14 protein-coding genes are annotated in these 13,634 nt (G+C 28.9%); 1 reads left to right on the top strand and 13 read right to left on the bottom strand.

Annotation, left to right across the window (positions count from 1 at the left end; genetic code table 11):
• Positions 1-4: 4 nt before the first annotated feature.
• Entirely contained in the window at positions 5-829 is an 825-nt protein-coding gene (locus ACTTAX_RS03305; RefSeq protein WP_440692824.1) for a phytanoyl-CoA dioxygenase family protein, read from the bottom strand.
• 11 nt (positions 830-840) lie between these two features.
• Here ACTTAX_RS03305 and ACTTAX_RS03300 point away from each other — a divergent pair, with 11 nt between their 5' ends.
• Positions 841-1,614, top strand: a complete 774-nt coding sequence (locus ACTTAX_RS03300) for an MOSC domain-containing protein (RefSeq protein WP_440692822.1) — start codon at positions 841-843, stop codon at positions 1,612-1,614.
• On the opposite strand, the gene ACTTAX_RS03295 is transcribed toward ACTTAX_RS03300, so the two are convergent.
• The 12 genes from ACTTAX_RS03295 to rpsF form a co-directional block, all read right to left on the bottom strand.
• Complete coding sequence (locus ACTTAX_RS03295; protein ID WP_440692820.1) at positions 1,611-2,939, bottom strand: MFS transporter; 1,329 nt, start codon at positions 2,937-2,939, stop codon at positions 1,611-1,613. The two genes, ACTTAX_RS03300 and ACTTAX_RS03295, sit on opposite strands and share 4 nt — an antisense overlap.
• Before the next feature lie 31 nt (positions 2,940-2,970).
• On the bottom strand, positions 2,971-3,846 hold the full coding sequence (locus ACTTAX_RS03290; protein ID WP_440652737.1) for a DMT family transporter: 876 nt from the start codon (positions 3,844-3,846) through the stop codon (positions 2,971-2,973).
• A complete protein-coding gene (gene gshB, locus ACTTAX_RS03285) occupies positions 3,843-4,766 on the bottom strand; it encodes a glutathione synthase (protein ID WP_440692818.1) in 924 nt (307 codons plus the stop codon). The genes ACTTAX_RS03290 and gshB overlap by 4 nt, the downstream gene beginning before the upstream one ends.
• Positions 4,756-6,051, bottom strand: a complete 1,296-nt coding sequence (locus ACTTAX_RS03280; protein WP_440692816.1) for a glutamate--cysteine ligase — start codon at positions 6,049-6,051, stop codon at positions 4,756-4,758. Before ACTTAX_RS03280 ends, gshB begins: the two co-directional genes overlap by 11 nt.
• A 29-nt stretch (positions 6,052-6,080) precedes the next feature.
• Positions 6,081-6,638, bottom strand: a complete 558-nt coding sequence (locus ACTTAX_RS03275) for an HD domain-containing protein (RefSeq protein ID WP_440692815.1) — start codon at positions 6,636-6,638, stop codon at positions 6,081-6,083.
• Between the two features lie 3 nt (positions 6,639-6,641).
• Positions 6,642-8,123, bottom strand: coding sequence for an amidophosphoribosyltransferase (gene purF / locus ACTTAX_RS03270; RefSeq protein ID WP_440692813.1), 1,482 nt, complete (start codon positions 8,121-8,123; stop codon positions 6,642-6,644).
• Positions 8,077-8,622, bottom strand: a complete 546-nt coding sequence (locus ACTTAX_RS03265; RefSeq protein WP_440692811.1) for a CvpA family protein — start codon at positions 8,620-8,622, stop codon at positions 8,077-8,079. Before ACTTAX_RS03265 ends, purF begins: the two co-directional genes overlap by 47 nt.
• The gene (locus ACTTAX_RS03260; protein ID WP_440692809.1) at positions 8,622-11,015 is read right to left on the bottom strand and encodes an efflux RND transporter permease subunit; all 2,394 of its coding nucleotides are present in this window, start codon (positions 11,013-11,015) and stop codon (positions 8,622-8,624) included. Before ACTTAX_RS03260 ends, ACTTAX_RS03265 begins: the two co-directional genes overlap by 1 nt.
• 20 nt (positions 11,016-11,035) lie before the next feature.
• Positions 11,036-12,454 carry a replicative DNA helicase gene (locus tag ACTTAX_RS03255; RefSeq protein WP_440692807.1) on the bottom strand — a complete coding sequence of 473 codons (1,419 nt, stop codon included), beginning with the start codon at positions 12,452-12,454 and terminating at the stop codon, positions 11,036-11,038.
• 68 nt (positions 12,455-12,522) lie between these two features.
• Positions 12,523-12,981 (bottom strand): 50S ribosomal protein L9, encoded by a 459-nt coding sequence (gene rplI / locus ACTTAX_RS03250; RefSeq protein WP_440692805.1) that lies wholly within the window; start codon positions 12,979-12,981, stop codon positions 12,523-12,525.
• Positions 12,981-13,253, bottom strand: a complete 273-nt coding sequence (rpsR, locus tag ACTTAX_RS03245; protein ID WP_262589558.1) for a 30S ribosomal protein S18 — start codon at positions 13,251-13,253, stop codon at positions 12,981-12,983. The genes rplI and rpsR overlap by 1 nt, the downstream gene beginning before the upstream one ends.
• Positions 13,253-13,606, bottom strand: coding sequence for a 30S ribosomal protein S6 (gene rpsF, locus ACTTAX_RS03240; RefSeq protein WP_440692803.1), 354 nt, complete (start codon positions 13,604-13,606; stop codon positions 13,253-13,255). Before rpsF ends, rpsR begins: the two co-directional genes overlap by 1 nt.
• Positions 13,607-13,634 lie beyond the last annotated feature (28 nt).

Raw genomic sequence — 13,634 nt, 5'->3', positions numbered from 1 at the left:
TTAATTAGTAGTTTCCTTTTTTATCTGAACCTTTGTAAAAAATATCTTGAAGATTTTGATTTTCTCTTTTTTTAATCAACAAATCCTCTTTGTTCATCAGTGATTTTGGTCTTTGAATTATCTCATGGTAATTAAATTCATCAACACCTCTTGCTAATTGAACACTATTTTTGCCTAATACTTGTTTAACGTTTGTGCCGATATAACTTTGGATTACAAATCCAATTCTTCTGTCATTACTTTTGTTTATCCCTGATCCATGAACTATTCTTGGATGGTGCAATGACATTTGACCTGCAACAAGTTCAACAGATTTAACTTCATCATCTGGAACATCATTAACTGTTTGACCTCTTGTTAATAAATTTCCTTCATTAAATTTTTCATCATGATCTTTAATTTCTATATGTGATTTAGGCCACATTTTCATACAACCATTTCCTTCATTTGAATCTGTTAAAGCTACCCAAGCCGTAACCCAATTATGAGGTTCTAAACCAATATATTTTGCATCCTGATGATAACTTACAAAACCTTCTTGATTAGGATTTTTTATAAATAAAGTTGTTCCACATACTAAAATATTTTTTCCAATAATACTTTCTACTGCATCTAATAGTTTTGAATTATGAACTATTGCATCTAGTTTTGGTGATATTAAATGAGCATTATATCTTTCTGATTTATCAATTTCATCAGGCATTTCTTTTTCGATTAATTCAATTTCATCTCTTGCTTCTTTAGCTTCTTCTTTTGATAAAATATCAATTGGTGCTAAGTAACCTTGATCTTGGTATTCTTTAAGTTGATTTGAATTTAAATTAGCCATATGTTTTTGGAATGAATATTAGCATATCCTCTATTTATTTTTCACCAGTAAAATCAATCTCGTTTCAAAAAATTAATAAATGTGAGATTAAAAAAAATATAGGAATTATTAATGATCGTTTGTTTGCGTTCTCAAGATTATTAGATAGTGGAAAGGCTCAAAATATGGAGCAGGAGCCTGGTGTTAGAAAATTAATAAATTTTCTTACTTTAAAAAATACACCTATACTTAACAAATATTCATTTGAATTTAATGAAGGAAATCTCGAATTATTTGATGATCAAAAAAAATTAATTTCTATCAATCCTAACAATCCAGAAGAAGTAAGTTTAATAGAACAAGAAGTATTAAATTTAGATGACCAAGTTAAAGGACCAGTATTTCTATTAAAGAATAACCAAAACCCTTTTTTTGATACAAATAGTGGGGGAGAGGTAATGAACTCAATATCTTTGATAAATCACAATAGTATTAAAGACTTTGAAAAAAACATGGGTAAGAAAGTTGAGCATCAAAGGTTTAGAGGAAACTTCTACGTAAGTGGTTTAGATGCTTGGGAAGAGAGAAATTGGATAGGTAAAACCATCAATATTAATGGAGTACCTTTTAAAGTTGACGATCATATTCCAAGATGCTCAGCAACAAATCTGAAACCTAAATCAGGTGAAATAACCTTTAACCTTCCTCAGAAACTTAAAGAATTTTATGATCACATGGATCTTGGAGTTTATTTAATTCCTCTAGAGGATGGTGAAATATCTATTGAGGATAAAATTATAATTTAATTTGTTGAACTAGGTTCTTCAAAAACGTTTTTTGTTTCGTTTGTAGCAGTATTATCTAATGTTTCTGGAGTATCTGGGTCTAATTCTAATCCTGCAGGTGTGATGGTTGCAGGAACGGGTGTAAATGTAGAATCTGGATTGTCCACAGTTTCTCTTATTCTCATTCTGTATAAACCAAATGCACCAATTAAAGCATGAACTATAATTAAAAAAACAAAAAATCCATTTAATCCAAACCATTCCATAAACAATGAACATAAAATTGGACCACTTATTGCACCAACACCAAAGATTAATTGAAGTCCTCCTCCAGCAGCTACGAATTTAGATTTTGGTACAAAGTCATTAGTGTGTGCAAGATTTAATGAAAACAATGGAAGGCATAAACTTGAATAAAGACCAACCGCAATAAAGAAAACTATTTTTTTAAACGCAAGCTCATCCATATAATAAATATTTTGTATAGGATCATTAGATGTTAAAATTGATAATAATGCTAAAGCAGAACTTCCAAATGTGGTTACAATAATTACTCTTCTTCTATCGTATTGATCTGAAAAATATCCAATTGGTCCCTGACCTAACACTCCCGCAATTGTTGCTATAAATAATAAGATTGAAGTTTCAAATAAAGTTAATTTTGCAAGGGTCGCATAAACTGAGATCAATGAAAAAAATGCAGCATGAATTACTCCAGTGAAGAAAGAACTAAAAGTTCCAAGAGGAGAGATTTCATAAAGTTCTTTAATACTAATTGTTTCAATTTTTTTAAATTTAGGAGCTGGTCTTTTTGTTAATAAAATTGGAACAAGTGCTAAAGATAAAAGCACAGATACTAAAATAAAAGGTTCATATGCTTTTGGTTCACTTAAGTTAAGTAACAACATTCCAACTGCAAGACCAAAATAAATTACCATCATATAAGCAGACAATAATTGTCCTCTATTTTTATTTGTTGCTCTGTCGTTTAACCAACTTTCAGTAACAACATAACAACTAACTAAACTGATACCTGTTATAAATCTACTTACTGTCCACATAAATGGATTTACATAAACTACTGCAAGCAATGCACTAAGTGATGCAAGGGACGCAAAAGCTGCAAACACTCTAATGTGACCAACCTTAGATACAAAATTTGGAGTTGTTCTTGAGCCAATAAAATAACCAACATAATATCCTGACATGAAGACACCTGTGGTAAAAACACTAAAGTCCTCAAGTACAGATCTAATACCCATTATCTGCATTTGTAGTCCATGAGCTATCATCATGGTTCCAATACCTATAAATAGAGCCCAGGATTTTTTTACTTCTTTTTGCATTTCTAAATTTTAAGTATCAATAAATTGCGGGCTAAGTAGTTTTGGTTTGTGTTTTTTTTATGGCTAGGAATGAGTGAATAGCGATAGTTAAAATGATCACCACTCCTCCCTGAATTGTCTCCATTGAAGGTTGTTCTTTAACAACCATCCACACCCATATAGGTCCCAAAACTGTTTCCATTAGAAAGAATAGATTTACCTCAGCTCCTGTTATGTATCTTGGAGCTAGTGTTACTAACACAAAAGGAATTGCTACACAAAGGATACACATCGCTGGAATGATATAGATATCATTGTCTTTTAGCTCAAACGTATCAATAAAGAATAAAGCAACTAATGCTACAACCAGCTTACCAACTACAGCTGAAGGAACTAGGTTTAGACTTTTTCCAGCTCTGATGATTGTTGCTCCTGCAGCAAGACCGCATGCTGTAATAAAACCTAAAATATCTCCAAAAATATTTCCTAATTTTACAGAGTCGTAAAATATATAAAGAACACTTAAAAACGTAATTGCAATAGCAACTAAAGTATTTCGATCTGGTTTTTCTTTTAAAAATATTGCACCAAAAATAGCTGACAACATTGGTGCTAGTGCAATCATAACAAGCGTGTTTGCAACATTTGTGTTTTGAATTGATAGTACAAAAGTAATGTTGGTTATTGAAAATGTAACAATGTAAGCAACACCATAAATTGAGTTTCCATAAAGTAATTTAAAAAAACTTGATTTGTAAATAAACAACATGCCAACAAATACAGTTACAAATGGAATGATGCCTCTATAAAAAACTAATCCCCAAGTATCTACATTTGAAAGTCTAATAAATAAACTATCAGGAGTAATAAACATCACTGCAACAAAAGCCATTAACGAACCTTTTTGCTGATCAGTTAAATTATTCACGCTTTTAATTCTTTCCAAAAAGTTTTTGCTAAATTTATTCCTGATAAATCAAAAAAAGTTTTTAGTCCTGTAGGAGAAGTAACATTGATGTCTCCATTTAATTTTTGATCTATAAAATCAATCCCTGCAAAATATATATTTTCTTTTTTTAAATCTTTCGCAATTAATTTTGAAATTTTATTTTCTTGCTTAGTTAAATTGATATTAATCGGTTTAGCACCTTTGCTCATATTACTTAAATAAGATCCTTTTTTAGGAACTCTAGAAATTGCACCACATACTTTTCCATTAATTATAAAAACTCTTTTGTCTCCTTTATTAATTTTAGGTAAAAATTTTTGACACATAATATGATCATGCTTTTTAATAAATTTATTAATAAGTTTTGAATTAAATTTATTTAATAAGTGAATATCATTGCCACTATAACTATGAATAGGTTTGATAATTACCTTCTTATGCTTTTTAATAAAATTTTTGATTTCATTTATATCCTGAGAAAAAAGTGTATCAGGCATATATTTTAAATATTTTGTTGAATATAACTTTTCAGAGATGTTTCTGATAGATGTTGGGTTATTAATTATTTTAACTTTATTTTTAATAAAATCTAAAATGTAAGTAGTTGAAATATATTCTAAATTAAATGGCGGATCTTGACGAATTAAAATAAACTTACATTTTACAAGGTCTAAAGTTTGTTTTTTAATAATTTTATAAAATTTCTTGTTATGATAATTAAACTTTATAAAGAAACCTTTAGCTAAAACTTTTTTGTTAATTATTGATAGATCTTTTGGATCATAATAAAAAATTTTATATTTGTTTTGAATTTCGTTAGCTAAAAAAACACTGGTATCAGTTACAGGGTTTAAGGTAGAGGGATGATTACCTTGAACAGCTACTATTTTATTTGTCATATAATTCTTCTAAATTTTCATATTTCGAAAATTTACTAATCATATGATCTGCATTTGTAGTCTTGTTATCAACTACATTTTGCAAATGATTTAAGAAGATAGTTTCGTTATTTCCTTTTTTACTAATGATATCTCTTTTCTCTAATCCTTTTCTAGAAATGTCCAGAAGAGTAGAAGTCCAATACAATAAATCTTTACCCATTAATTGAGTATTAAATCCTTTTTGCGGAGCCTCTAAATAGGCATTGATGATTTTATCTGTTTCCCATGAAGAGACTAATTCGTATGCTTCATCTAAATTTCCATAAAGCATTCCAATATTAAAAGCTGGTCCAGCACATAGGCAATCCCAACCACAGGTATCCATTGATCTAAGCTCGATATATTTCTTCAATCTGTTTTCAGTAAAGATTGTACTTAAGTGGGTTGTAAGATCAGCTTTAGCTGGAAGTCTATTACCTATTTCTTCAATTTTTCCGTCCATAAAATCTTTAAATTTATATTTCCTTCCTGAAATATATTGATCATTATTTTGGATGAATAAAATTGGAAAGTTCATTACAAATTCTGCATATTTTTCAAAATCTAAATTATCAAAAAATAATTTAGGCAAACCTCCTCTCGAAGTACTTTGCCAAACTTTAGATCTGTAAGATAAATAATTACTATTCTTTTTTTCTACGATTGATGAATTTGCAAATAGTGCAATTGAAATTGGAACTATAGAATTAGCTAATTTAAATTTTTTAACAAAATCTTCTTCTGAATTATAATCAATATTTAATTGTGTTCCACATGTTCGATACATCATATCTAAACTAAGCTCTCCACCTAGTGGCATGTCTTGTGTCATTAACTCATAACGTTGTTTAGGATTGTTTGGAATATCCTCTAATTTTGAAATAGGATCAAAACCTGCACTAACAATTTTGATATTTAATTTTTTAGTAACTTGTTTTAATTCAAATAAATAATCTTGTGACTCTGCACATGCTTCATGCATATGGTTTAACTTGTCACCTGATAGTTCAATTTGGTTACCAGGTTCTAGTGTAATATTTTTACCACCTTTATTAAGACCAATAATATTTTCTTTTTCAAAAACAGGGTTCCAGCCAAACTCAGTTAAGGCTGTAAACATTTCTTTTACTTTTGGGTAATCAATTCTTTTGTTTTCTTGAGTATCGAACAAAAATTTTTCGTGTTCAATTCCAATTTTAAAGTCTTTTGTTTCTTTAATCCCTGACTTAAAATATTCTATAATTTGATCTTTAGTTTTAATCATGGCCTTTAATTAGTGATTTATAAATGAATTTAAAGGTAATAATAAGGTTCTTTTGAGAATATTTTCCTTATTAATGGCGTAAAATCCTCTAAAGACATACTTTTATATTCAGGATCAAATGAACACTGATCATATTTTTCGCAAAAATCTATAGTGTCCTGATAGTACTTATGATCTTTAAATTTATCTCTTGCATTTCTATCACCACCTAAATGATGAGCACTATAATAAGTTTGAAAAAGACCATGATGAAGAATGATCCAATAAGTTCTTTCAGAAACGTAAGGTCTTAAAATAGAAGCTGCGTATTGTGAATGATTCATTGGCGCAAGATCATCACCTATGTCATGTAATAATGTTGCAACAACCATCTCATCATTTTCATTATTTTTAAATGCTCTTGTTGCAGCTTGTAAAGAATGTTCTAATCTTGTGATTTTATATCCTTCTAGCGTTGTGGTTTGCTTAGATAAATATTTAATAATCCTATCCGCTGTCTGCCTTTCAAAATTTTTTTCAAATTTTTCTAGTAGCTCATAATCTTCTTTAGAGCCATTTTTCATTTCAGTAAAATTTACTGTTTTCATATTTTAATTATTAGACGCTGTACTTAGTAAAGAAAGTTGAGTTATTTTATTATCACCTAATTCATCAACAGGTTTAACTGGGTAATCACCAGTAAAATAATGGTCAGTTAATTGAGGATAAGCTTCATTTCTCTTGTCAAAACCAATTGCTCTATACAATCCATCAATCGATAAAAATTTAAGTGATTTTGCACCTATATATTCGCAGATTTCATCATTAGTTTTATTTGCCGCTAATAACTCTTTTTTAGTAGGGGTATCTACGCCATAAAAATCTGGATATTTGATCTCAGGACAAGCAATTCGAACATGAACTTCTTTTGCGCCTGCATCATATAACATTTTAACAATCTTATAAGAAGTAGTTCCTCTAACTAATGAGTCATCAATTAAAATAATTTTTTTATCTTTAATTGTGCTTTGGTTTGCATTTAATTTTAACTTTACACCTAAACTTCTAATTTGCTGACTTGGTTCAATAAAAGTTCTTCCAACATAGTGATTTCTAATTAAACCATGCTCAAAATTCATTTTTAAATTTTGAGCAAAACCAAGAGCTGCTGCATTACCAGAGTCTGGTACAGGTACCACTATATCTGCCTCAACATCATTTTCTTTTGCAAGTTCTTTTCCTAAATTTTTTCTATGTTCATAAGCTGTTTTATTATCAAGTAAGCTGTCTGGTCTTGAAAAATAAATATACTCAAACACACATGGTCTTACTTTCTTAGGAGGGAAGGGCTTAATACTAGTTAGTTCATCATTTTCAATTAGCACTATTTCACCATTCTCTACTTCTCTAATAAATCTTGCACCAATGATATCTAATGCACAAGTTTCAGAAGCTAACACATAGCTGTTTTCTAATTTTCCAATCATCAATGGTCTAATTCCATATGGATCTCTTACACCTATTAAAGATTTTTGGGTCATCATTACCAATGCATATCCTCCTTGGATTTGGAATATGGCATCAATAACTTTATCAATTGTTTTTGATCTTTTAGATTTAGCAATTAACTGAACAATAGTTTCTGTGTCAGAAGTAGTATAAAAAATTGCTCCTTCTTCTACGAGTTTGTTTCTTAATGATATTGAATTTGTTAAGTTTCCGTTGTGAGATACCCCAATACCACCTGCATTAGTATCTGCAAAAAAAGGCTGGATATTTCTTAAAATATTATTGCCTGTAGTACTGTATCGATTATGTCCAATAGCATAATTTCCCTTAAGGTTTTTTAGAACTTTTTCTTTGTTGAAATTATCGCCAACTAATCCAAATCTTTTTTCTGAATAATATTTCTCTCCATCAAAAGTAACTATTCCACAACCTTCCTGACCTCTATGTTGTAATGCATGCAAACCTAACGCTGTTAATGCAGAAGCATCTTTTGCATTGCTAATGCCAAATACTCCACACTCTTCTTTTAATTTTGGATCAAATATCTTCAATTTTTTCTTTAGATTCTTGATATGTTTTTTCATTAGGGAATTCTTTTATCAGATAATTACTACCTTTTTTTAAATATGGAAAGGTGTATGATTTATTTAAATTAATCGGCCATTTATCATGGTTATAAACAATGTGAATTCCTGAAAATATACAAACTGAAACAATATATGCTTTTACAAAACCAAAAAAGAATCCAAAGGTTGAATCTAAACCTCCTATACCAGTATATTTCACAGCTTTACTGATACCTTTGTTAACTAATAGGACTAAAAAGATAACAACTATAAATATTGCAATTCCAAGTCCAACATCGAGAACATATTCGTTGTCAATTATATCTTTTACATAGAGTTTTATACGTGGAAATAAAATTAGTGTAATAACATAGGCCAGGAGCCATTTTGCCATTGAAAGTATGCTTAAGACAAATCCTTTTCTATAACAACTAATTAAAGACCATATTGTTATTGCGATATAGATTAAATCAATAATAGAGGATGCTTCAAAAAAATCTTTAAGAGCATCTACCATTAAGCATCTTTTCCAAATGGTTTAACCACTAATATCAATGCTGGTAGCAAAGTTAATACCGATATCATTGCAAGCAACATTGCAAGACCTGTAAACATTCCAAAATAGATAGTTGGTATAAATTTAGACAATACTAAAATTGAAAAACCAAAAACAATTGTGATTGAGGTATTTAGAATTGCAACACCAACTGTTGAGTGACACGTTTTTAAAGTTTTATTGTAATCTTTAAGTTTATTAAATTCTTCTTTGAATCTGTAGATATAATGAATACTATTATCAACAGCTATTCCGATTGTAATTGCAGCAATTGTAATAGTCATCATATCCAATGGAATTCCTAATAATCCAATAATTCCTAAAATAAAGAATGCAGCTATAAAATTTGGAACAACACCTATTAATGAAAGTTTTATATTTCTAAATAAAATAATGAACATTGAGAAAATACCAATCATAACCAAACCAAGTGTCAAAATTTGTGACTTAAACAAACTTTGTAATAAGTTATTAAATAATATTAATACACCTGCTAATTTATAATCATCTTTTTCTAATCCTAATTCATTTTCTAGATCAAAGTTAATTTTATTAATTAAGTCATTTCTTCTCAAATTTTCCTGCGAGTCTATTATTCTAAGACTAATTCGAGCTTCATTATTTTCTATTGATAGATAAGGATCAATTATTTCTGTTTTAATACTTTCAGGTATTTTTGAATACAATACTCCCATCTCTAAAGTGCCAAGTGGATTATTGTTATTCAATTGTGTTGCAATATCAATAATTGATGAAAAAGATAAAACTTTACCAACTTGTGGAAGACTATCTAAATAATTATGTACAGATGCAATTCTATCTATCTTATCTTTCGTAAACCAATATTTTTCATCATTTGTATCTTCTTCATCTCCCCAATCTTCAAACTCATCATCTTCCTCTGATTTCTTTTCTTCTTTTTTAGGGAACTTTAAAATAACTTCTAAAGGTGTAGTTCCACCAAGTTCTTCATCAATTAGCTTCATTCCTTTGTAAATTTCAGTGTTTTTATCAAAATAATTTATAAAGCTATTCTCAACTTCGAGTTTGCTAATTCCAACTACACTTAAGACAATAATAATTCCAGTTGCAGAAAAAATTGTAAATTTATTATTTAAAGAAATTGAACCAAGTAATGATGTAATTTTAGAATCTTGTTCTTTTTTTAAAGATATATTTCCTGTTGAGGTAAAACTTAAAAGAGTAGGGAGTAAAGTAAAAGTAATTATAAATGATGTAATTAAGCCAAAAGTCATCATCCAACCAAAATCTATAATGGGTTTAATTTCACTAAAGATTAAAGATAAGAAAGCTAAAATTGTTGTTAAAACTGTATACAATATAGGCCAAAACATTTTACTCGTTGTTAAGGAAATGATTTCAAAATTACTTTTTGTTGGAAAATTTTTTTTCAGCTGAAGAAACCTAGTGCTCATATGAATATTCATCGCCATTGTAAGAATAAGCATCAAAGCAATAAAGTTTGATGAAATAACAGTTACTTTCCATCCAAGCAATCCAAGTAGACCCATCATAATAATTACAGAGAAAAAACAGCTGCTAATAGGAACAATAATCCAAATTAGATTTCTAAATACAAACCAAAGAGTTGCTATAATAAATAATAAAACTCCAATACCAAACACAATGATATCACTTTTAATAAAAGTCATCATATCATCCGCAATCATTGGAATTCCACCTAAGTAAATTTTTCCTACATCTCCATAACTTTGAATTACTTGTCTTATCTCTAAAATATTTTGATGATTTTGTTTTTTAATTTGATCTTTGTAATTTTCAATTTCTTCTCTAGATTTATTTTCAATATCTTCTAATTGTTTATTTTGCTTGATGTTAATAATGATCCCACTTGTCTTACCGTCTTCGCTGATTACAAAATTTCTAAAAACAGGACTATTTAAAATCTCACTAAAACCTCTTTCTCTGTCTACTTCCTCATCTTTTAAAGTTTTAAAGCTTTCTAATCTTTCCTGAAGTGGTGCATCTGAATTATTTAAAAGTGGTATGTCTAAAAGTGTAATAACACTATGAACCCAATTTAAACTTTGAATTTTGTATTTAAGACTTAATAGGTTATTTATTGAAGAGTCTGTCACCATTCCTTCATAAGGAGTGTAAGTAAGAATTAAAAACTCCTTAGAACCGTATCTTTCTGAAACTTCCTGTAAGTAAGCTAAATCTGGATCTCCATCAATTAATAGGGTTTCTGATGAAGCATCTAGTCTAAAATCTTTAGAAAAATAACCAAAACTTAAAATAGAAATAATCAGTATTATAAATACTGACTTTGGGTTTTTTAAAACTAAGATTTGATACATTTGAGCTAACATTAGCTCTTTTATATTGGAAATTAATTAGTTTGAGTATCTTTAAATTTGGTAAATCTCTCTTCAAACTCAAGTGTTACATTACCAATTGGACCGTGTCTTTGTTTCCCAATTATAATTTGTGCTAAGTGCGCCACTTCATTCATTTTTGCTTGCCATTCAGCATGTTCTACTGTCGCTTCTCGAGGTTCTTTTCTAGATAGATAATATCCTTCTCTGTATACAAACATTACAACATCCGCATCCTGCTCGATTGAACCCGATTCTCTTAAATCTGCTAGTTGAGGTTTATGGTCATCCCTTTGTTCAACTTGTCTTGATAACTGAGATAGTGCAACAACTGGAACAGCAAGCTCTTTTGCAATAGCTTTAAGTCCTTGTGTAATTTGAGAGATTTCCTGAACTCTTCCATCTTTATTATAAGTTGTTCCTCTCATTAACTGAATATAATCAACTACGATCATATCTAATCCAAATAGTCTTTTAATTCGTCTTGCTCTGTTACTTAGTGCTGCAATGCTAATAGCCGGTGTTTCATCAATATAGAGTGGAAGTTCAGCTATATTCTTTGAAGTTTCTAAAAACTTGTCAAATTGATCATCAGAAATTCTTCCTCTTCTGATATCATTTGAGCTTATTCTCGCTTGCTCTGAGATAATACGAGTTGAAAGCTGTTCGGATGACATTTCTAAAGAGAAAAAAGCAATAGAAGATTTTTTACCACTGTCTTGCAATTTCTGAGCAGCATTGAATGCAATATTAGTAGCAAGTGAGGTTTTACCCATTGATGGTCGACCTGCAATGATTATCAAATCAGATTGGTGCAAACCACCAAGTTTATCATCTAAATCTCTAAGACCTGTTGGAACTCCTACAATTCCTTCGTCGTTTTTATATGCAGCAGATGCCATTTCGATAGTTTGTTTCATGGCATCATCAAATTTAATTAGAGAAGAGTTAAAAGAACCTTTTTCAGCTAAATCAAATAATTGTCTTTCAGAATTTTCAATTATAGTTTGCCCACTAGTATCAAGGTCATTTAATTTAGCACTATCGATAGTTTCTTCAGAAATTTTTATTAGTTCACGTCTTACAAACATATCATATATAATTTTTGAATATTCTACTGCTTGTCTCACAGATGTAGAAAATTTAGTTACTTTAACTAAATACTCTGGAACATTAATATCATCTTTTTCGTCTTCAAAATAATTTTTTAAAGTGATTGGATTAGCAAGCATACCCTTGTAGATAAGACTTTCTATTGCTTCAAAAATCTTTTGATGCATAGGATCATAAAAGTTAATAGATGAAATAATTGTATTAACCTCATCAAAAATATCATTGCTAACTAGTATCGAACCAATAACAGCTTGTTCTGCTTCAATGTTATTTGGTAATTCTTTGAATTTATCTTTAACAATACTTAAATTATTTTCCATAAAATAAACTTATAGAAAAAAATTTATTATTTAAATTTTAAATTTTAGCTGTTGAAAAGAATGTATAATTATTGAATTGTATCTGCTGATGTAACGTTAATAACTATTTCTGCATCAACTTCAGAGTGTAAAGAAATTTTAACTTTGAATTTTCCTAAAGATTTAATTTCTTCAACTGGTTGTATCATTGAAGGCTTGATTTCAATTTTATTTTCTTCTTGAATAAGTTTTGAAATTTCAGTTGGCTTCACTGAACCATAAAGTTCATTGTTTTCAGTACTTAATTTTTGAACTAAATATTCTTTTTTATTTATTTGTTCTGCAATATTAGTTGCTTCTTGTTTTCTCTCATTGTCTTTTTTAGATAAATCAGCTTTTATTTTTTCAACTTCTTTTATGTTTTCTTTAGAAGCATAAAGAGCTTTTTTGTTAGCTATTAAAAAATTTCTAGCAAAGCCTCTCTTTACATCTATTACTTCACCAATAGATCCAATTCTTTTAACGTTTTCTAATAAAATAACTTTCATTATATTAAAGCTAGGTTTCTTGCTCTTTTAATTGATAAAGATAATTCTCTCTGTTTCTTTTGAGAAACATTTGTAATTCTCGAAGGTAAAATCTTACCATTTTCAGAAACATATCTTTTTAAAAGTTTGATATTTTTATAATCAACTTTAGGAGCACCTTTTACTGAAAGTGGGCAAGTTTTTTTAAATTTATATTTATTTGGTTGAAATATACTTAACTTTGCAAAGTTACTTTGCTTTCCTTTTTTATTTCCACTTTGTCTTTTTGGCATTAGTTTTTAGTACCTTCTTTGTTTTCACTATCTTCTTTTTTTCCAAAGTAGTTAGTGTCTAAATCAAATTCTTTAACTCTAACAGTAAGATATCTTAATAATTTTTTATCAATAGCTTCGTTTTTTTCTAACTCTTCAACCACTTTACCTTTGCCTTTAATTTTAAAGTGTATGTAACTTCCTTTTTTATTTTTTTTTATTAGATAAGAAAGGTTTAGAAGGCCCCAGTTCTCAGTTTTTACAACTTCACCCTCATTTTTTTCTACAATTTTAGAATATTTCTCAGTTAACTGCTTTAACTCACTTGGAGAAGTATCTTGTCTAGCTATTATAGTATGTTCGTATAAGTTCATTTATGTTCTTTAATAAAAAGTGAGGATA

Origin of the sequence: Candidatus Pelagibacter sp. HIMB1695, assembly GCF_052047655.1 — a bacterium.
Taxonomy (GTDB): Bacteria; Pseudomonadota; Alphaproteobacteria; order Pelagibacterales; family Pelagibacteraceae; genus Pelagibacter.
This window is presented reverse-complemented; position numbering and strand designations above follow the sequence as displayed.

What these genes read in the sequence shown, in the direction of transcription:
- gshB (WP_440692818.1), bottom strand. Translation starts at nt 4,766, where the DNA reads ATGACAAATAAAATAGTAGCTGTTCAAGGTAATCATCCCTCTACCTTA.
- purF (WP_440692813.1), bottom strand. Translation starts at nt 8,123, where the DNA reads ATGAAAAAACATATCAAGAATCTAAAGAAAAAATTGAAGATATTTGAT.
- ACTTAX_RS03260 (WP_440692809.1), bottom strand. Translation starts at nt 11,015, where the DNA reads ATGTTAGCTCAAATGTATCAAATCTTAGTTTTAAAAAACCCAAAGTCA.
- ACTTAX_RS03265 (WP_440692811.1), bottom strand. Translation starts at nt 8,622, where the DNA reads ATGGTAGATGCTCTTAAAGATTTTTTTGAAGCATCCTCTATTATTGAT.
- ACTTAX_RS03255 (WP_440692807.1), bottom strand. Translation starts at nt 12,454, where the DNA reads ATGGAAAATAATTTAAGTATTGTTAAAGATAAATTCAAAGAATTACCA.
- rplI (WP_440692805.1), bottom strand. Translation starts at nt 12,981, where the DNA reads ATGAAAGTTATTTTATTAGAAAACGTTAAAAGAATTGGATCTATTGGT.
- ACTTAX_RS03280 (WP_440692816.1), bottom strand. Translation starts at nt 6,051, where the DNA reads ATGATTAAAACTAAAGATCAAATTATAGAATATTTTAAGTCAGGGATT.
- ACTTAX_RS03275 (WP_440692815.1), bottom strand. Translation starts at nt 6,638, where the DNA reads ATGAAAACAGTAAATTTTACTGAAATGAAAAATGGCTCTAAAGAAGAT.
- ACTTAX_RS03295 (WP_440692820.1), bottom strand. Translation starts at nt 2,939, where the DNA reads ATGCAAAAAGAAGTAAAAAAATCCTGGGCTCTATTTATAGGTATTGGA.
- ACTTAX_RS03305 (WP_440692824.1), bottom strand. Translation starts at nt 829, where the DNA reads ATGGCTAATTTAAATTCAAATCAACTTAAAGAATACCAAGATCAAGGT.
- rpsF (WP_440692803.1), bottom strand. Translation starts at nt 13,606, where the DNA reads ATGAACTTATACGAACATACTATAATAGCTAGACAAGATACTTCTCCA.
- rpsR (WP_262589558.1), bottom strand. Translation starts at nt 13,253, where the DNA reads ATGCCAAAAAGACAAAGTGGAAATAAAAAAGGAAAGCAAAGTAACTTT.
- ACTTAX_RS03300 (WP_440692822.1), top strand. Translation starts at nt 841, where the DNA reads ATGAATATTAGCATATCCTCTATTTATTTTTCACCAGTAAAATCAATC.